The following is an 18837-nucleotide window of genomic DNA, read 5'->3' on the forward strand; positions in this document are numbered from 1 at the left end:
TGGTGCCCTGTTCAAGGATCTGGAGCGTTATGGCATTCGTCCGCCCAAGTATCAGGACGTGGCCAACGACGCCAAGAACCATGTCAGTCACCAGGCCTGGGCCACCTTCTACCAGTACGGCCATGCTACCAATTTCCACACCTGGATGCCGGAAAAGGACGAACTGGACTGGCTGTCCCGGAAGTACCCCGAAACCTTCGACAAATACTATCGCTCACGCTTCGAGTACTGGGCGAAGGAGCACGCCGAAGGCCGTCGTTTCTACAACAACACCCTGCCCCAGCTGTGCCAGGTGTGCCAGATCCCGACCATCTTCACCGAGAAGGATGATCCGACGGCGCTGAGCCACCGACAGATCGTGCACGAGGGTGAGCGCTATCACTTCTGCTCGGATGGTTGTTGCGACATCTTCAAGAACGAGCCGGAGAAGTACGTCCAGGCCTGGTTGCCGGTGCACCAGATCTACCAGGGCAACTGCGAAGGCGGCGACGTCGAGACTGTGGTGTCGAAGTACTACCACATCAATATCGGCGAGGACAATTTCGAGTACATCGGGTCCCCGGACCACAAGCGCTGGCTGTCCATCAAGGGCAAACAGACCGGCGGTAAAGAAAGCAGCTCCAGTCAGGACGCCGCCTGATCCGGGATTCATCCGGAGCCTGCGCGCTCCGGGTGTCTCACCCACAAAAACAACAAGGTGAACAACATGAGTGTAAATGCCTTATACGACTACAAATTCGAACCCAAAGACAAGGTCGGGAACTTCCACGGCATGCAGTTGCTGTATGTCTACTGGCCGCACCACCTGATGTATTGCTCTCCCTTCGCTTTCCTGGTCGGGCCCGACATGACCTTTGGCGCGATGGTTGAAGAGGTCCTCAAGCCTGCGGTGGTGGCTCACCCGGATGCTGCCAAAGCCGATTTTCTCGGCGCAGATTGGCAGCTCAACGGAGAGCCTTTCACCCCCGATGCCAACGCAACGTTGAGAGACAGCGGCATCGATCACAAGAGCATGTTGACCGTTACCACGAAAGGGCTGGGCGGCATCGCCGGCACCGCATCCTGAGGGCACTGTCATGAGTCATACCGTAACCATCGAGCCGATTGGCGAGCAGATTGAGGTCGAGGATGGCCAGACCATTCTCCAGGCGGCTCTCCGCCAGGGTGTCTGGCTGCCCTTTGCCTGTGGCCATGGCACCTGCGCTACCTGCAAGGTCCAGGTGCTGGAAGGGGATGTCGAAGTTGGCGATGCATCGCCGTTCGCCCTGATGGATGTGGAACGGGACGAGGGCAAGGTCCTGGCATGCTGCGCCACAGTCGAAAGCGACGTCACCATCGAGGCTGATATCGACGTGGATCCGGATTTCGAGGGGTACCCGGTCGAGGATTACGACGCCACGGTCACCGATATCGTGGACCTGTCGCCGACCATCAAGGGTGTGCATCTGAAACTGGACCGGCCGATGACCTTCCAGGCGGGACAATACATCAACATCGAGCTGCCGGGCGTGGACGGTCCGAGGGCCTTCTCACTGGCCAACCCGCCGAGTAAGTCTGATGAAGTGGAGTTGCATGTGCGCCTGGTGCCAGGCGGTGCCGCCACCACTTACATCCACGAGCAACTGAAAGCCGGTGAGAAGCTCAATCTTTCCGGTCCCTATGGTCAGTTTTTCGTTCGCAGCTCCCAGCCAGGGGATCTGATTTTCATTGCCGGTGGTTCGGGACTGTCCAGCCCCCAATCCATGATCCTGGATCTGCTGGAGCAAAACGATGAACGCAAGATCACCCTGTTCCAGGGAGCCCGAAATCAGGCCGAGCTGTATAACCGGGAGTTGTTTGAGGCACTGGATCGTGATCACGACAACTTCACTTATGTGCCGGCCTTGAGTGATGCCGCAGAGGATGTCGAATGGCCGGGGTTCCGGGGCTATGTCCATGAGGCGGCCAAGGAACACTACGACGGTCGTTTCTCCGGTAACAAGGCCTACATGTGCGGACCGCCTCCCATGATCGATGCTGCCATCACCGCTCTGATGCAGGGCCGGCTGTTCGAGCGGGACATCTTCATGGAGAAGTTCCTGACAGCGGCGGACGGCGCGGAAGAAACCCAGCGCTCCGCCCTGTTCAAGAAGATATGACCGGAGGTGGACCATGGCTCAGACCTACCGGATTACGGAGCAGTCCACCGGCCAGTCTTTCGAGTGCGCTCCGGACCAGAGCATCCTCAAGGCCATGGAGCAGAGAGGCCTGAAGTGCGTACCCGTTGGATGCCGTGGCGGTGGCTGCGGTTTCTGCAAGGTCACCGTGATCAAAGGTGATTACGAATGCGGAAAAATGAGCAAGGTGCACGTTCCGCCTGAGTGTCTGGAAAGGGGCGAGGTCCTGGCCTGCCGGATCTACCCCCAAACGGACCTGATCATCGAGTGCCGACCGCAACCGGCGGCGGAACTCACCAACCAGCAAACAACAACAAAAGCGTTGAGGTAACTGTCATGAGAAAAGGTGTAATGCGTCCCGGCCACGTTCAGGTTCGTGTCCTCGATATGGATGCCGCAGTCAAGCACTACACAGACCTGTTGGGGCTGATCGAAATGGATCGTGACGATCAGGGAAGGGTCTACCTGAAGGCCTGGACAGAAGTTGACAAGTTCTCCGTGGTCCTGCGTGAAGCAGATGAGCCTGGCATGGACTTTATGGCGTTCAAAGTTGTCGACGAGCCTTCGTTGCAGCAGCTTGAGAAGGATCTGGTGGCACATGGTATCGAGATCGAACAGGTACCCGAGGGTGAACTGAAGGACTGTGGCCGCAGGGTTCGGTTCACTGCACCGTCGGGTCATGCTTTTGAGCTCTATGCCGATAAAAAATATACCGGAAAGTGGGGTGTGACCGAAGTCAACCCGGAAGCGTGGCCGCGGGGCCTTGACGGAATGAAAGCTGTACGGTTCGACCATTGTCTGCTTTATGGTCCGGAACTCGCTGCAACTTACGACCTGTTTGTGAATGTTCTCGGCTTCTATCTGGCGGAGCAGGTTCTGGACGGCGATGGCACCCGGATTGCCCAGTTCCTGACGCTCTCCACCAAGGCACACGATATTGCCTTCATCCATCATGAAGAGAAAGGCAAATTCCACCACGCGTCTTTCTATCTCGAGACCTGGGAAGATGTACTCAGAGCTGCAGACCTCATTTCCATGACCGATACCTCCATCGACATCGGTCCGACACGTCACGGCCTGACTCACGGCAAGACCATCTATTTCTTCGATCCCTCCGGTAACCGCAACGAGGTCTTCTGCGGTGGTGACTACAACTATCCCGATCACAAGCCGGTGACTTGGCAGGCCGAGCAGCTCGGCAAGGCGATTTTCTACCACGATCGCCAGCTCAACGAGCGTTTCCTGACGGTACTGACCTGACCCGACACTGATTTAACAGGACAAAGCAGCAATGAAAGATATCAAGCACTACATCAATGGGCAGTATGTTGGTTCAGCCAACGGCAAGCTGTTCGACAACGTGAATCCGGCCAACGGCAAAGTCATCAGCAAGGTGCATGAGGCCGGCCGGGAAGAAGTGGATGCAGCCGTCAAGGCTGCCCGTGCCGCCCTGCGTGGCCCCTGGGGCAAGATGACCCTGGACGAGCGCACCCGGATTCTTCACAAGGTGGCCGACGGCATCAATGCCCGCTTTGATGAGTTCCTGGAAGCGGAGTGTCTTGATACCGGCAAGCCCAAATCCATGGCCAGCCATATCGACATCCCCCGGGGCGCGGCCAACTTCAAGGTTTTCGCGGATATGATCAAGAACGTGCCCACCGAATCCTTTGAAATGCCGACCCCGGATGGGACTGGCGCGCTGAACTACGCGGTGCGTCGACCCAAGGGCGTGATTGGCGTAATCAGTCCCTGGAACCTGCCGTTGCTGCTGATGACCTGGAAGGTGGGTCCGGCCCTGGCCTGCGGCAACACGGTGGTGGTCAAGCCTTCCGAGGAGACGCCGACCACCACTGCGCTGCTGGGTGAGGTAATGAAGGAAGCCGGTGTGCCGGATGGTGTCTACAACGTCGTCCATGGTTTTGGCGGCAACTCCGCCGGAGCCTTCCTCACCGAACATCCCGACGTAGACGGCTTCACGTTCACCGGTGAAACGGTGACCGGTGAGACCATCATGAAGGCCGCCGCGAAAGGTATCCGGGACATCTCCCTGGAACTGGGCGGCAAGAACGCGGGCCTGGTGTTTGCCGACTGCGACATGGACAAGGCGATCGAGGGCACCATGCGTTCCGCGTTCGCCAACTGTGGCCAGGTCTGTCTGGGCACCGAGCGGGTATACGTGGAGCGGGCCATCTTTGACGAATTCGTTGCGCGCCTCAAGGAAGCGGCGGAAGGCCTCAAGATCGGTCCGCCCGAGGACAGCGAGGCGAACATGGGGCCACTGGTCAGCCTGAAGCATCGCGAAAAGGTGTTGTCCTACTACCAGAAGGCGGTTGATGACGGTGCCACGGTGATCACCGGGGGTGGTGTTCCCGACATGCCGGAGGAACTGGCTGGCGGTGCCTGGGTTCAGCCCACCATCTGGACCGGACTGGCGGAGGATTCGGCGGTGGTCACCGACGAGATCTTCGGGCCCTGTTGTCACATCCGTGCGTTTGACACCGAAGAGGAAGCCATCGAACTGGCCAACAGCCTGCCTTACGGCCTGGCTTCGGCCATCTGGACGGAGAACGTAACGCGGGCCCACCGCGTCGCCGGCCAGATAGAAGCCGGCATCATCTGGGTGAACAGCTGGTTCCTGCGGGATCTGCGAACCCCATTCGGGGGCAGCAAGCAGTCCGGGGTCGGCCGCGAGGGTGGTGTTCACTCCCTGGAGTTCTACACCGAGATGAAAAACGTCTGCATCAAGCTGTGAGGTAGCCATGAACGCACCCGTAGACAGCCCGGAAATCGGGCGTGAGATTACAGCGGCCGGCTATCGCACCAACCTGCACGATCAGGGGAACGGCTTCCCGGTCATGATGATCCACGGCTCCGGTCCGGGTGTGACCGCCTGGGCCAACTGGCGGCTGGTCATCCCGGAACTGGCGAAACACCGCCGTGTGATCGCGCCGGACATGCTCGGCTTCGGTTACAGCGAGCGCCCGGATGACCAGGTCTACAACCGTGAGCGCTGGGTGAAGCATGCGATTGGCGTACTGGATGAGCTGGGCCTGGAGCAGGTCGATCTGGTGGGCAACTCCTTTGGAGGTGGTCTGGCCCTGGCCCTGGCCATCGAACACCCGCATCGGGTTCGTCGCCTGGTGCTGATGGGCTCGGTGGGTGTCAGCTTCCCGATCACCAAGGGCCTGGATGAGGTCTGGGGTTACGAGGCGTCACTCGAGAACATGCGGCGGTTGATGGGGGTGTTCGCCTACGACAAGAGTCTGCTCACTGACGAGCTGGCGGAGATGCGCTACCAGGCCAGCATCCGTCCGGGTTTCCAGGAGTCGTTCTCGGCCATGTTCCCTGCGCCGCGCCAGCGCTGGGTCGATAACCTGGCCAGTAACGAGGAAGACATCCGGGCGCTGCCCCACGAGACCCTGATATTGCATGGCCGGGAAGACCAGGTGATTCCGCTGGAAGCTTCCCTGAAGCTTTCCGGGCTGATTGAGCGCTCCCAGCTCCACGTCTTTGGCCGCTGTGGCCACTGGACCCAGATTGAACACGCCGACCGGTTTGCCCGGTTGGTGAACGATTTTCTCAATGAAGCCGATCAAGCGGCTGCAGGAGACTCCTGATGGAACAAACACGAATCCAGGCGCTCGGTGACGAGCTCTACCAGACCATGGTCAAGCGGGAGGCGGTGTCTCCCCTGACCAGCCGGGGCGAAGATATCACTATTGATGACGCCTACCACATCTCTCTGCGTATGCTGGAGCGCCGTCTGGCGGATGGTGCTTCGGTCATCGGCAAGAAGATCGGTGTCACCAGCAAGGCAGTGCAGAACATGCTGAACGTGCACCAGCCGGATTTCGGGTATCTGACCGACGACATGGTGTTCAACAGCGGTGAAGTGATGCCCATCAGCGACCGGCTGATCGCACCCCGTGCCGAGGGCGAGATCGCCTTCATCCTGAAAAAGGATCTGAACGGGCCGGGGATCACCAACGCCGACGTGCTGGCGGCGACCGAGTGTGTGATGCCCTGTTTCGAGATCGTCGATTCCCGCATCCAGGACTGGCAGATCGCCATTCAGGACACCATCGCCGACAACGCCTCCTGCGGTCTGTTCGTGCTGGGCGACCAGGCGGTCTCCCCGCGCAAGGTTGACCTGGTCACCTGCGGCATGGTGGTGGAAAAGAACGGCAGTGTGATCAGTGCCGGTGCCGGTGCTGCCGCCCTTGGCTCCCCGGTGAACTGTGTGACCTGGCTAGCCAATACTTTGGGCGAGTTCGGCATTCCCCTGAAGGCGGGCGAAGTGATTCTTTCCGGCTCGCTGGTACCGCTGGAGCCGGTGAAGGCCGGGGACTACATGCGGGTAGATATCGGTGGTATCGGCAGCGCTTCGGTGCGCTTTGCCTGACCGGCGAAAATGATGAGGAATAGGTTATGAGCAAGAAACTGAAAGCAGCCATCATCGGTTCGGGCAACATCGGCACCGACCTGATGATCAAGATCCTGCGCAACGGCAAGCACATCGAGATGGGCGCCATGGTGGGTATCGACCCGGAGTCCGACGGCCTGGCCCGCGCCCAGCGCATGGGCGTGGCCACCACCCACGAGGGCGTGGACGGCCTGGTGAAGATGCCGGAATTCGCCGACATCGACATCGTCTTTGACGCCACCTCCGCCAAGGCGCACATGCACAACGAAGTGTTCCTGCGCGGTCACAAGGAAAACATCAAGATCGTCGACCTGACCCCGGCGGCTATCGGCCCCTACTGCGTGCCGGTGGTGAATCTGGAGCAGAACCTCCAGGAAGGTAACGTCAACATGGTCACCTGCGGTGGCCAGGCGACCATCCCCATGGTAGCGGCGGTCTCCCGGGTCGCCAAGGTGCATTACGCCGAGATCGTGGCCTCGATCTCCAGTAAATCCGCCGGCCCCGGCACCCGCGCCAACATCGACGAGTTCACCGAAACCACCTCCAAGGCCATCGAAGTGGTCGGTGGTGCCCAGAAGGGCAAGGCCATCATCATCCTGAACCCGGCCGAGCCGCCTCTGCTGATGCGGGACACCGTGTACGTGCTCTCCGACGCCGCCGATCAGGCAGAAGTGGAAGCGTCCGTAGAAGAAATGGTGAAAGCCGTGTCCTCCTACGTACCGGGCTATCGCCTCAAACAGAAAGTCCAGTTCGATGTGATTCCGGAAGACCAGCCCATGAACGTCCCGGGCCTGGGCCGCTTCAGCGGCCTGAAGACCTCCATCTTCCTGGAAGTGGAGGGTGCCGCCCACTACCTGCCGGCCTACGCCGGCAACTTGGACATCATGACCTCCGCCGCGCTGGGCACCGCCGAGCGTATCGCCGAATCGCTGGTCAAGTGAGGAGACTGACTCATGATTTATAACCCCGGCAAGAAACTGTACATCTCCGACGTGACCCTGCGCGACGGCAGCCACGCCATCCGCCACCAGTACTCCATCAAGAACGTGCAAGACATCGCACGGGCGCTGGACAAGGCGAAAGTCGACTCCATCGAAGTCGCCCACGGCGACGGCCTGCAGGGCTCGAGCTTCAACTACGGCTTCGGCGCCCACACCGACCTGGAGTGGATCGAGGCGGTGGCCGAAGTCATCGAACACGCCAAGATCGCCACCCTGCTGCTGCCCGGCATCGGCACCGTCCATGACCTGGACAACGCCTACAACGCCGGTGCCCGGATCGTCCGGGTGGCCACCCACTGCACCGAGGCGGATGTCTCGAAGCAGCACATCGAGCACGCCCGCAAGCTGGGCATGGACACCGTCGGCTTCCTGATGATGAGTCACATGCAGACGCCGCAGGGCCTGGCCGAGCAGGCCAAGCTGATGGAAGACTACGGCGCTACCTGCCTCTACGTGGTCGACTCCGGTGGGGCCATGAACATGAACGACATCCGGGACCGCTTCCGGGCGCTCAAGGATGTGCTCAAACCGGAAACCGAAACCGGCATTCACGCCCACCACAACCTGGCCCTGGGTGTGGCCAACTCCATGGTCGCGGTCGAGGAAGGCTGTGACCGGGTCGATGCCTCCCTGTCCGGCATGGGCGCCGGCGCCGGCAATGCGCCGCTGGAAGTGTGCATCGCCGCCTTCGACAAGATGGGCTGGGAGCACGGCACCGACCTGTACGCCCTGATGGACGCCGCCGACGATGTGGTGCGTCCGCTGCAGGACCGCCCGGTTCGGGTGGACCGCGAAACCCTGGCTCTTGGCTATGCCGGTGTTTACTCCAGCTTCTTGCGCCACTCCGAAGTGGCGGCCCAGAAGTATGGCCTGAAGACCGTGGACATTCTGGTAGAGCTTGGCCGCCGCCGCATGGTGGGTGGCCAGGAAGACATGATCGTGGATGTGGCGCTGGACCTGCTTGCCGCACAGAAGGAGCAAAACGCATGAGCAAGACACTGACCCGAGAGCAGGTGCTGGCGCTGGCCGAGCATGTGGAAAACGCCGAACTTCAGGCCCACGACATCACCAAGGTCACCAACGATTATCCGGACATGACCTTCGAGGATGCGTACGACGTGCAGTGGGAAATCCGCCGGCGCAAGGAAGAGCGGGGCAACAAGGTGGTGGGCATGAAGATGGGGCTGACCTCCTGGGCCAAGATGGCCCAGATGGGTGTGGAAACGCCGATCTATGGCTTTCTCGCGGACTATTTCAGCGTCCCTGATGGCGGCGTGGTGAATACCAGGGAACTGATTCACCCGAAGATCGAGGCCGAAATTGCCTTTGTCACCAAAGAGCCGCTGAAAGGGCCGGGCTGTCATATTGGCCAGGTGCTGGCTGCAACGGATTTTGTAATCCCCGCGGTGGAAGTGATCGACTCCCGCTATGAGAACTTCAAGTTCGACCTGGTGAGTGTGGTGGCGGACAACGCCTCCTCCACCCGCTTCATCACCGGTGGCCAGATGGCGGATGTGGCGGACGTCGACCTGAAAACCCTGGGCGTGGTCGTCGAGAAGAACGGTGAAGTGGTGGACGTAGGTGCCGGTGCTGCGGTGCTGGGTCACCCCGCCTCCAGTGTTGCCATGCTGGCCAACCTGCTGGCTGAGCGCGGCGAGCACATCCCGGCCGGCACCTTCATCATGACCGGTGGTATTACCGCGGCCATCACGGTGGAGCCCGGTGACAACATTACAGTTCGTTACCAGGGCCTGGGTACGGTATCCGCCCGCTTTGAGTGAGGAGACATCATGCCGATCGCACAGATCAATATTATTGAAGGCAGAACGGACGAGCAGAAGGAAATGCTGATCAGGGAAGTCTCCGAGGCGATTTCACGTTCACTGGATGCGCCCGTACAGAATGTCCGGGTGATGATTAATGAAATGCCGAAGCAGCATTTCGGTATTGGCGGGCAGTCGGCGAAGAAGCTGGGGCGTTAGCGCCCCGGCTTTTCCCGGGTCGGAACTTTACACGGAGTCATTGTGAACAAGCTGCCAGTATTATTCGTTTCCTGCAATGTCGAGACTCTGCGGGCGCATCAGGAGGGCTCCGGTCTTGCCCGCATAATCTGGGGGAAACACTACGACAGTGTTCTCCTGATCAGTTCGGGCGAGGGCATCAGGGAACCTGAAATTCTGCGTCTGGCAGGACGGGGAACCGATGCCTTATTGATGCAGACGCTGTTGCAGGAACAGGGTTTTGCGCCTGGCATCTTCAGCCCTTTTTCCCGTGAGCGAAGGCAATTGCTCAGAGCATTACTGAGTGATGCACCGGGCGAACTCACCGAGTTACGCCTGAATACCGGTATGGCTGAAAGCGATTACCGGCGTATTGGGCAGTCGCTGGAGACCCTGCGGGAACAGAGCGTGCTGGTGATATGCCTGGACGATACGGCAGACCTTGCAGGTGGTGGAAGCATTAGCCTGCACGATCGACAGTTGAGGGAGTTGCTGCACGGCTGGGCCGAGGACCAGCAATGGTCTTCGGCGATGTCGGGAGCCGAATTCCGGGCCGGAACCAGAACAAAAACCGATTCGAGACCTTTGGAAGATCCAACAGTCTGTATTCTGACAACGGCGTTCAGTCTGGGCGGCTCGCAGATTCCCCAGCGGATGTTCGGCAGTTACCTGAACGACGCGAAGCAGACGCTCTCAGGCTATGGCTGGATGCATTGACTGTCCTGCAGACAGTTACCGATCCGTCAGCTTCAACTCAATCCGCCGGTTCTTCTGCAGCGCTTCCGGGCTGGTGCCTTCCGCCACCGGGAAGAACTCGCCGAAGCCGGCGGCGACCATGCGCCGCTCGGGGACTCCCTGGGCGGCCAGGTAGCGAACCACCGCCACCGCCCGGGCGGTGGACAACTCCCAGTTGGAGGGGAATTTCGGCGTGTTGATGGGCACGATGTCGGTGTGGCCATCGATCCGGAGGATCCAGTCGACGTCCTCGGGAATCTTGCTGGCAACATCGAGCAGCAGGTTCGCCAGCTTGTCGAGTTCCCGCTTGCCGTCCTCACCCAATTCCGCCGAGCCTGAGGCAAACAGCAGTTCCGATGGCAGCAGGAAACGGTCGCCCACGATCCGGATGTTTTCGTTGCTTGCCAGGATATCCCGGAGCCGTGCAAAAAACTCGGACTGGTACTGCTCCAGCTCGCTCACCCGTTCGGCCAGCAAGGCATTCAGGCGCTGGCTGACGTTTGCCAGTTCCTCTTCCTTTTCCGCGGTCATCTGTTCCTGAAGCTCCAGCGCCGAGGCTATTTTCCGCAACTGCTCCCGAAGGGATGCAATCTGGTTGGACAGGCGCAGGATCATGGCCTGCTGGCTGGCGGACATCTCATCCTTCTCGTCGATGGATTCCTCCATGCTGGCGAGGCGTTCGGCCTGGGCTTCGGCGGTGGCGGTCTGTTGCATCAGTTGCTCGCGGGTGGACTCCAGCCGGTCTACCATCTCGTCGTTACGGGCCAGGCTGCTGCTGTAGTCATCCTGCAGTGTGATCATCTGCTCTTCCAGGGCCTCGGTCCTGCTCCTCTCCAGCCCCAGCAGCTCGGACAGTTCATCGAGCTGGGCGTTCAGGCGGGCAAGCTGGGTATCCCGGTCAGACAGGGTCTGGGACAGATAGAGCTGGCTGACCACGTAGACCAGCAGCATGAAGATCACCAGCATCAGCAGGGCGGACAGGGCGTCCACATAGCCCGGCCAGATGTTGGTGCTGCTCCGGCTACGGCGTTTGGATCCGATCATGACAGCTCTTTCTCGTCATCGACCCGGTCCACCAGGTTGGTGACGCCCGTGAGCCACTCTTCCAGACCGTCATAGAACCGGTTCTGGGCGTGGCCCGCCTGGATATCGAGGAAACCGAGGATCAGGGAGCCGCCGAGTCCCAGCAGGGAAGAGCTGAACGCCGTGCCCATGCCCTCCAGCGGCTTGAGCAGGCCGTCCTGCAGTTCCGCGAACACCTTGCCGAAATCCTCCTGGCTCATGTCCAGTCCGGTGATCACCTGACCCACCGCATTGATGGTGCCCAGCAGACCCCAGAAGGTCCCCAGCAAGCCCAGGAACACCAGCAGGCTGATGAAATAGCGGGTGATTTCCCGCTGCTCATCCATGCGCGAGTGAATGCCGTCCAGCACGGTGCGCAGGGACAGGGTGGACAGGGTGAAGCGGTCCCGTTTGGCGTCTTCGCCCAGCTGCCTGGCCAGTGGTTTAAGTAGGCGGGGTTCCTGCACTACCGAGAGGCCGGCATGGCCGGTGCGGAACTGGGCGATCCAGCGCAGCTCCGGGAACAGTACAAACACCTGTCGGTAGGTCAGGGCGATGCCGACGATCAGAACGCCGACGATTAGCAGGTTGAAGACCCAGTTGGCCATGAAGGCGGTCATCAGCGGCTTGTGGATCAGAACACCAACGACCACAACCACGCCGAGGAACAGTGTCATCCAGAAAAGAGTGTGCTTGGGGTTGCTCATGACGAAGGCCAGTCTGCAGGAAGTTTCACAGAAACATAGCACAGGCTGGGGAATGTGTATCGGAGGAGCCGGAGACATTAAAAAGGGGTCAGATGAAAGCTTTCATCTGACCCCAGGTTCGGGTCGGGCTTCGGAGGTTAAAGTCGGGGTCCAACTTTCGGGGGTCACTTCACCCCAGGCTCAGGGCCAACTCCGGGGTCAGAAGAACGCTTTCTTCTGACCCCACTTTCACATCGGGGTCTGATGAACACCTTCATCTGACCCCTCCTTCACCGGTGATCAGGCCTCCTGCAACGCCTGAACCACCGCCTTGGCGGCCCCCTCTGAGGATGCCGGGTTCTGCCCGGTGATCAGTTTGCCGTCGACCACGATGTGGGGTGCCCAATCGTCACCGCGGGTGTACTCCCCGGCGTTTTCCTTGAGCATGTCCTCCACCAGGAACGGCACGATGTTGGTCAGCTGCACCGCATCTTCCTCGGTGTTGGTGAAGCCGGTCACCTTCCGGCCGCCGACAAGGTTCTGTTCCGGCTTGATGAACACGTTCTTGAATACAGCCGGTGCATGGCAGACGGCACCAATCACCTTGTCCTGCTCATAGGCCGTCTTGATCAGGGCCACAGATTTCTCGTCGTTGGCCAGGTCCCACAACGGGCCGTGGCCGCCGGGATAGAAAATGGCGTCATACTCGTTCATGTCGACGTCGCTCAGCTTCTTGGTGCTGGCGAGCATCTCCTTGGCATGGGCGTCTTTCATGAAGCGCTCGGTGGTCTCGGTGAGGGCGCCTTCGGCCTCACTATTCGGGTCCACCGGCGGCTGGCCGCCCTTGGGGGAGGCGATGGTGATGTCGGCACCGGCGTCCTTGAACACGTAGTAGGGCGCGGTGAACTCTTCGAGCCAGAAACCGGTCTTATGGCCGGTGTCGCCCATTTGGTCGTGTGATGTCAGAACCATAAGGATCTTCATACAGGTCGGTACCTCTCGTTTCGGAATGAATGGCACGTTTTGTCCGATGTACTATTAGATCTGGCATCGGATCGGTCCGGATTCAACCGTGCATACGTAAATTCACGGGGAGCAGATCTGGAGCGGCTATACTCTGTAGTGTTCAAAAACAGATGGCGGTCAGAAACAGATCGCCGTTTGTTCCAAGGCACGGAAGATCCGGAAAGGACGTTTTGTTGATGGGACGTATCGTTATTTTCCTGTTGTTGCTGCTGGCAGCCCCTGCCATGGCACAGCGGGGCACAGAAACCATCGAGCCTTTAGTGGTAACGGTGGGAGTCAACCACGCACCGCCCTACCGGATTATCGAAGCGGATCAGAAAAGCGGCCTCTACGTGGAGATCTTCGAGGAAATCGCGGATTTGCTCGGTTGGCAGGTGCACTACCGGGAAGCCCCCTTCCGCCGTGTCCTCCGGATGGTGAGCCAGGGCGAGGTGGATATCATGCTTGGCCCGTTGCGTACCGACGCACGGGACGAGCAGCTGGAATTCGTGGCGCCGGCCTTTCCGCCGGAACGCCGGCTGTTTTTCTATCTCAACGACACTCACCGGATCGAACGCTACTCGGACCTTTACGGCAAGCGCATCGGGGTGCTCGAAGGAGCGCGGTATTTCAACCGCTTTGACAACGACGAGAACCTGATGAAAGAGTCGGCTCCGCGCTATGAAAACCTGATGCTGATGATGGCCCGGGGCCGGGTCGATGTGGTGATCGCGCCGGAACTGGTGGGGCTGTACACTGTCCGGCAACTGGATCTGGCGGCCCGGGTGTCGCCGTTCTTCGTGCCCGGGGAGCGCTCCTGGATTGCAGTTGCGAAGGATTCCCCGGCCCTGGCCTATGCCGATGACATTCGCGCGGCCCTGAAACTGATTGAAATGAACGGAACCCACGAGGCCCTGGTGCTGAAATACCTGGAAAACTCCCCGCAATGACCCCCGACCACAACGACCTCTGGTTTTTACCCCTTGGCGGCACCGGCGAAATCGGCATGAACCTGAACCTCTACGGTCACGATGGTCAGTGGCTGATGGTGGATTGTGGTGTCACCTTCCCAAAACCGGGCCGGATTGCCGCCGATGGCACCGTGCACCACCGTGGCGAGCCGCCGGTGCAGATGGCCGACCCGGCCTTTATCGCCGATCGCCGGGAACAGCTGGCGGGCCTGGTCATAACCCATGCCCACGAGGATCATGTCGGAGCGGTGCCTTACCTGTGGCCATTGCTGCAATGCCCGATCTACACCAGCCGGTTCACCGCCGAGATCCTGCGCCGGAAACTGGCGGAATTCGACCTGCTGCACCGGGTGCCCATCATCGAGGTCAATACCGGTGACGAGAAGCAGATCGGTCCATTCAGTGTGCAATGGCTGGCCCTGACTCATTCCATTCCCGATCCCAATGCCCTGATGATTCGCACGCCGCTGGGCAACATCTTCCACAGTGGCGACTGGAAGCTGGATGACCAGCCCCTCGTTGGCCATGGCTACTCGCCCGGGACCTTCACCGATCTTGCCGAGGAAGGGGTGGCTGCCATGGTCTGCGATTCTACCAACGCCACGGTGAAGGGGCATTCCCTGTCCGAGGCGGCCCTCCACAAGGGGCTTCTAGATGCGGTACGCAGCGCCGAAGGCCGGGTCGTGGTGACCTGTTTTGGCAGCAACATTGCCCGATTGCATACCCTGGCGGGTATTGCCCGGGAGACCGGCCGTTACATGGGGCTGCTGGGGCGCTCCCTGATCAACATGAGTGGTGCCGCCAAGGCGGCGGGAATCTGGGACCGGGCCGATGAACTGATCAACCCTTCCCACCTTGGTTACCTGCCCCGGGAGGAGGTGTTGGCGGTGGCGACCGGCAGCCAGGGGGAGCCCAGGACCGCGCTTCGTCGGCTGGCAATGGGCAGCCATCCGGATTTTGAACTGGAAGCCGGCGATACCGTGATCTTCAGTGCCCGGGCGATTCCGGGCAACGAGGAGGCCATTGAAGCCCTGATCTCGAGACTCAAGGAGCTCGGCGTCCGGGTGATCACGGCGGAAGATGCCGGCGTTCCCATCCACGCCTCCGGCCATCCGGCCCAGGAGGAGCTGGAAACCATGTACCGATGGGTGAAACCCAACCTGGCGATTCCGGTCCATGGCGAGATGGAGCATATGGAGACCAATGCGGATATTGCCAGGGCCTGCGGTGTGCCCCGAACCCTGGTGGGCCGCGACGGTGACCTGTTCATGATCCGGCCGGTGCCGGGTATTCGCCGCCAGGTTGTGGAAACCGGCCGGCTTGGCTGGCAGAAGCAGGAACTGGTCCGGGTTTATTGACTCCCGTCCGGGAACTTAGCAAGCTTACCGGTGTCCACCGGACTTCGTTTTGCTGACAAGGGAAAGGTAAGCGCATGAAAACCATACAGCTTTGGGATCTGCCGGTCCGGTTGTTCCACTGGTTACTGGTCCTTGCGGTGGCTGGCGCCATTGCCACGGTGAAGCTCGGTGGAACCTGGATGGTGTGGCATGAGCGCTTCGGCCTGACGGTTCTGGCCTTGCTGAGTTTCCGGGTGGTGTGGGGATTTGTAGGCAGCCGGCATGCGCAGTTCGCGAGTTTTGTCCGCGGACCCTCGGCGGTTCGCCGTTATCTCAGGGGCGAGTGGCAGGGGGTAGGGCATAACCCCATCGGGGCCCTGTCGGTACTGGCGTTGATTGGCCTGTTCGCGCTACAGGCGGTCACCGGGCTGTTTGCCACCGACGAGATCGCCTTCAATGGTCCGCTCTACCGCGCCGTCTCCTCGGAGTGGAATGAACTGTTTACGAGTTGGCACAAACTGGCGGAATGGGTGCTGTACGGCCTGATTGCCCTGCATATCCTGGCGGTGCTGTATTACACCCACGTGCGCAAGGACAACCTGGTCAAGCCAATGATCACCGGGCGAAAAGAGGTACCGGAGGGGCGGGGTGAAGACACCGGCATGGCCGGCATCAATGCCTTTCTGTTTGCCGTGGCGGTCTCGGCCGGGGTGATCTGGGTAGCGACGGGCGGGCTGCTGCCTCCGCCGCCACCCCCACCCCAGGACTTGGGGTGGTAAAGGCGCTCGGGCTTACTCGGCCCGGTAGCGGTCGTGACAGGCCTTGCAGGCCTTGCCGACTTCACTGAACTGGCTTGCCAGGGCAGCCTTGTCACCGGTAGCGGCCACTTCCTGCAGCTTGGTGGCTTGCTGGGCGAAGTTGATGGCCACTTCCCGGGCCTTGTCCGGCTCATCGAAAAAGTCCGGCTTCAGCTTGGTGTTGTCGGCCTGGTCCATGCCGGTACCGGGGCCAAACAGCGCACCCAGGCCGGAGTTGGCGACCGCAGCCACCGCGTTGGCAGCGGCCTGCATCTGCTCGGCATCGTAGGCAATGCTCTCATCCACGGCCTGAGCCTTGATCTTGCCCATGTTCCAGGCGGCAAACTGGAATGCAGCCTGACGTTTCTCGATCTGCTCTTCCACGTCCAGTTGCGCCATGACCGGCGTGGTTAGTGCGGCTGCGAGTACAGTGGCGGAAAAAATACCGGCTTTCTTCATGAGTCAGTTCCCTCTCTCGTTAGTGTAACGGTCGAACAAAAATCTTCCCTAAAGGAATGGTGGTAAGCATGCTACCCGTATAGACTCTTTCCAGACAAACCGTCGCTGGAAAAGTTCAATTCAGGAGCAACATACCACCATGGCAATCTGGACCAGAACCCCGAATCTTGAGCAAATGATGGAAGCCAGCCGAAAAACGGCTGTTGGCCACATGGGTATTGAATACCTCGAAGTCGGTGACAATTACGTGAAAGGCCGGATGCCCGTGGATGAACGTACGGTCCAGCCGTTCGGTATCCTGCATGGCGGTGCCTCGGTGGTGTTGGCGGAGACTCTGGGCAGCATGGCTGCCAATTGCTGTCTGAAGGATCCGGGTACCGTTGCCGTGGGCCTCGACATCAACGCCAACCACATTCGTCCGGTCAGCAAGGGCTGGGTGTATGGTACCGCCACCGCCCTGCATATCGGCAGTGCCACCCAGGTCTGGGAGATCCGCATCGAGAACGAAGAGGGTAAAACCACCTGTATCTCACGCCTGACAATGGCGGTCACCAAACGCCCGGGATAAGCAGATTACGGGGTCGGTTCTGAAGGTTTGCTGGTGATCAGCCCCTGGTCGACGAAGTCCTGCAACACGATGTCGAAGCTGCCGTCGGGCACCTCTTTCTTGATGCGATAGGTGTTGCCGGCATGGTCATCGGGTGAGGTCATCAGGTCGATCAGCCGGTAGGGCCCAAGCAGGGTTTTGTCCGCTTCCCGGACCAGCAGGACCTTGGGCTTGAGCTTCTGGCCGGGGCGGGTTTCTACCACGATGCCCACCTCGCCGTTGTGCATCTCCACGATCGAGCCGGGTGGATAGACACCGATCATCTGAATGAAGGCCTCGGCCAGTTCCGCATCAAACTGGGTGCCCCGGTGGGTGTGGATAATCTCCAGCGCCTGCATGGAAGCCCGTCCCTTGTCGTAGATCCGGTTGCTGGTGATGGCGTCGTAGGTGTCCACCAGGCCGACCATTTTCGCAAACAGCGGAATCTGGTGGCTCTGCAGCCCGCGCGGGTAACCGGAGCCGTCCATCCGTTCATGGTGGCTGAAGGCCACATCCACTGCCGTCGCCAGGGCATTGCTGGTGCCCATGAGAATGGTGCGGCCGTGATTGGTATGTTCCCGCATGATGCTGAATTCATCCGGGGTCAGGGCGCCAGGCTTGTTCAGGACCCGGTCCGGAATCCGGGTCTTGCCGACATCGTGTAGCAGTCCGCACAGGGCCAGGTTGCGGATTTCCCCTTCGAGCAGTCCCAGGTGTTTGCCAAACGCGGCCGAAAGGATGGAAACGTTGATGCAGTGCTCGGCGGTGTACTCGTCCTGGTTCTTGATCTTGGTGAGCAGCAGCAGGGCATTCTCGTTTCTGAGAACGCTGTCCACGCAACTGTTGACCACTTTCCGGGCATTGTTCAGATCCAGGGTGCGCCCCAGGCGAAGCCCTGCCATCAGGGATTTCGCGGTATCCCTGGCCTCCTCGAAACGCATCACCGCCGGCCCCATCTCCTCCGACATGCTCACCTTGTTGATGTAGTTCACACGCTTGCGGGGCAGTTTGCTCCGGGACGAGGCTGCCGGGGGCGGCTGTGGGGGGGATTTCTTGCGTTTGCCGAACAGGCTGAAGCGTTTTCGGGCAGGTTGTTCCGGTCGGGCTGCGGGCGCGGCCGCTTCGACGCGGCCTTCGATAAACACGAACCGGCACTGGGCCTGAAGGGCCTGAAGTTCGGACTTGTTCTGGATCACGAAGCCCTGAAGGAGGAAATCGGTATCTTCCCACGGCCGGTCCAGGCGGATCACGTGCATACCGATTTCAAGGTCCGCAACGTCGATCCGGGTTTCAACGACTTCCTGGTGCCGTAGAGCCATGACGGAGTCCGCTTCTCTTTGATTCCTTTTTATTGCACCATTTTGGCCCTATTGGCGAAATTTTGTTCGTTCGAAATGTAAAATCTCGTCAAACATCGGGTTTCCGGGACCTGATTGGCCTTCAGAGCGACATCAGCCCCCGCACCAGTGCCGCCGCTCCCGCCACTGCGGCGATCCCCAGGATGACCGGTCTCAGCCCTTCAAAAGGCATGCGGTTTACCAGTTTTCCGGACAGCAGGAAACCGATGAGTACCCCGGGAAAGGTGGCCGAGAACAGCCCCAGTTCCCGAACACCCAGAT

At 60.2% G+C, this 18837-nt stretch carries 22 protein-coding genes; 17 read left to right on the forward strand and 5 right to left on the reverse strand.

The features are described 5' to 3' along the window. From ACESMW_RS15520 to ACESMW_RS15580, 13 genes are all read left to right on the forward strand, one after another. Positions 1-640: YHS domain-containing protein (locus ACESMW_RS15520; protein ID WP_372987918.1), on the forward strand; the 640-nt coding region annotated here is incomplete at its 5' end. A 66-nt stretch (positions 641-706) separates the two neighbouring features. Then, complete coding sequence (locus ACESMW_RS15525) at positions 707-1066, forward strand: phenol hydroxylase subunit P4 (RefSeq protein WP_372987919.1); 360 nt, start codon at positions 707-709, stop codon at positions 1064-1066. A gap of 10 nt (positions 1067-1076) precedes the next feature. Further along, the gene (locus ACESMW_RS15530) at positions 1077-2138 is read left to right on the forward strand and encodes an NADH:ubiquinone reductase (Na(+)-transporting) subunit F (RefSeq protein ID WP_372987920.1); all 1062 of its coding nucleotides are present in this window, start codon (positions 1077-1079) and stop codon (positions 2136-2138) included. A gap of 13 nt (positions 2139-2151) precedes the next feature. Beyond that, complete coding sequence (locus tag ACESMW_RS15535) at positions 2152-2487, forward strand: 2Fe-2S iron-sulfur cluster-binding protein (RefSeq protein ID WP_372987921.1); 336 nt, start codon at positions 2152-2154, stop codon at positions 2485-2487. Between the two features lie 5 nt (positions 2488-2492). Continuing rightward, positions 2493-3416, forward strand: coding sequence for a catechol 2,3-dioxygenase (locus ACESMW_RS15540; RefSeq protein ID WP_372987922.1), 924 nt, complete (start codon positions 2493-2495; stop codon positions 3414-3416). Between the two features lie 31 nt (positions 3417-3447). After that, positions 3448-4908 carry a 2-hydroxymuconic semialdehyde dehydrogenase gene (locus ACESMW_RS15545; protein WP_372987923.1) on the forward strand — a complete coding sequence of 487 codons (1461 nt, stop codon included), beginning with the start codon at positions 3448-3450 and terminating at the stop codon, positions 4906-4908. A 7-nt stretch (positions 4909-4915) separates the two neighbouring features. Next, on the forward strand, positions 4916-5773 hold the full coding sequence (locus ACESMW_RS15550; protein WP_372987924.1) for an alpha/beta fold hydrolase: 858 nt from the start codon (positions 4916-4918) through the stop codon (positions 5771-5773). Further along, the gene (gene dmpE / locus ACESMW_RS15555; protein ID WP_372987925.1) at positions 5773-6558 is read left to right on the forward strand and encodes a 2-oxopent-4-enoate hydratase; all 786 of its coding nucleotides are present in this window, start codon (positions 5773-5775) and stop codon (positions 6556-6558) included. Before ACESMW_RS15550 ends, dmpE begins: the two co-directional genes overlap by 1 nt. A gap of 26 nt (positions 6559-6584) precedes the next feature. Continuing rightward, positions 6585-7520 (forward strand): acetaldehyde dehydrogenase (acetylating), encoded by a 936-nt coding sequence (locus tag ACESMW_RS15560; protein ID WP_372987926.1) that lies wholly within the window; start codon positions 6585-6587, stop codon positions 7518-7520. A gap of 12 nt (positions 7521-7532) precedes the next feature. After that, positions 7533-8570: a 4-hydroxy-2-oxovalerate aldolase gene (gene dmpG / locus ACESMW_RS15565; RefSeq protein ID WP_372987927.1), complete on the forward strand. Its 1038-nt coding sequence runs from the start codon at positions 7533-7535 to the stop codon at positions 8568-8570. Continuing rightward, positions 8567-9361, forward strand: a complete 795-nt coding sequence (dmpH, locus tag ACESMW_RS15570) for a 2-oxo-3-hexenedioate decarboxylase (protein WP_372987928.1) — start codon at positions 8567-8569, stop codon at positions 9359-9361. The genes dmpG and dmpH overlap by 4 nt, the downstream gene beginning before the upstream one ends. A 9-nt stretch (positions 9362-9370) precedes the next feature. Then, complete coding sequence (locus ACESMW_RS15575; RefSeq protein ID WP_372987929.1) at positions 9371-9562, forward strand: 4-oxalocrotonate tautomerase; 192 nt, start codon at positions 9371-9373, stop codon at positions 9560-9562. A gap of 42 nt (positions 9563-9604) precedes the next feature. Beyond that, positions 9605-10297 (forward strand): hypothetical protein, encoded by a 693-nt coding sequence (locus ACESMW_RS15580; protein WP_372987931.1) that lies wholly within the window; start codon positions 9605-9607, stop codon positions 10295-10297. Positions 10298-10312: 15 nt separating this feature from the next. Here the strand turns inward: ACESMW_RS15580 and ACESMW_RS15585 are convergent, their stop codons facing one another. From ACESMW_RS15585 to ACESMW_RS15595, 3 genes are all read right to left on the reverse strand, one after another. Further along, positions 10313-11359 carry a peptidoglycan -binding protein gene (locus ACESMW_RS15585; RefSeq protein WP_372987932.1) on the reverse strand — a complete coding sequence of 349 codons (1047 nt, stop codon included), beginning with the start codon at positions 11357-11359 and terminating at the stop codon, positions 10313-10315. Next, positions 11356-12084 (reverse strand): flagellar motor protein MotA, encoded by a 729-nt coding sequence (locus ACESMW_RS15590; protein WP_091997828.1) that lies wholly within the window; start codon positions 12082-12084, stop codon positions 11356-11358. Before ACESMW_RS15590 ends, ACESMW_RS15585 begins: the two co-directional genes overlap by 4 nt. 279 nt (positions 12085-12363) lie before the next feature. Beyond that, a complete protein-coding gene (locus ACESMW_RS15595; protein WP_372987933.1) occupies positions 12364-13047 on the reverse strand; it encodes a type 1 glutamine amidotransferase domain-containing protein in 684 nt (227 codons plus the stop codon). Between the two features lie 218 nt (positions 13048-13265). On the opposite strand from ACESMW_RS15595, the gene ACESMW_RS15600 reads away from it, so the two are divergent. The 3 genes from ACESMW_RS15600 (at position 13266) to ACESMW_RS15610 (ending at position 16155) form a co-directional block, all read left to right on the forward strand. Continuing rightward, the gene (locus ACESMW_RS15600; protein WP_372987934.1) at positions 13266-14018 is read left to right on the forward strand and encodes a substrate-binding periplasmic protein; all 753 of its coding nucleotides are present in this window, start codon (positions 13266-13268) and stop codon (positions 14016-14018) included. Continuing rightward, positions 14015-15397: a ribonuclease J gene (locus tag ACESMW_RS15605; RefSeq protein WP_372987935.1), complete on the forward strand. Its 1383-nt coding sequence runs from the start codon at positions 14015-14017 to the stop codon at positions 15395-15397. Before ACESMW_RS15600 ends, ACESMW_RS15605 begins: the two co-directional genes overlap by 4 nt. 74 nt (positions 15398-15471) lie before the next feature. After that, on the forward strand, positions 15472-16155 hold the full coding sequence (locus ACESMW_RS15610) for a cytochrome b/b6 domain-containing protein (RefSeq protein WP_372987936.1): 684 nt from the start codon (positions 15472-15474) through the stop codon (positions 16153-16155). A gap of 12 nt (positions 16156-16167) precedes the next feature. On the opposite strand, the gene ACESMW_RS15615 is transcribed toward ACESMW_RS15610, so the two are convergent. Next, positions 16168-16632: a c-type cytochrome gene (locus ACESMW_RS15615; RefSeq protein ID WP_372987937.1), complete on the reverse strand. Its 465-nt coding sequence runs from the start codon at positions 16630-16632 to the stop codon at positions 16168-16170. Positions 16633-16771: 139 nt separating this feature from the next. On the opposite strand from ACESMW_RS15615, the gene ACESMW_RS15620 reads away from it, so the two are divergent. Continuing rightward, complete coding sequence (locus tag ACESMW_RS15620; protein WP_113861990.1) at positions 16772-17200, forward strand: hotdog fold thioesterase; 429 nt, start codon at positions 16772-16774, stop codon at positions 17198-17200. Between the two features lie 5 nt (positions 17201-17205). Here the strand turns inward: ACESMW_RS15620 and ACESMW_RS15625 are convergent, their stop codons facing one another. Further along, positions 17206-18537 carry an HD-GYP domain-containing protein gene (locus tag ACESMW_RS15625; RefSeq protein ID WP_372987938.1) on the reverse strand — a complete coding sequence of 444 codons (1332 nt, stop codon included), beginning with the start codon at positions 18535-18537 and terminating at the stop codon, positions 17206-17208. Positions 18538-18837 lie beyond the last annotated feature (300 nt).

Origin of the sequence: Marinobacter sp. (genome assembly GCF_041690455.1) — a bacterium.
Lineage (GTDB): Bacteria > Pseudomonadota > Gammaproteobacteria > Pseudomonadales > Oleiphilaceae > Marinobacter.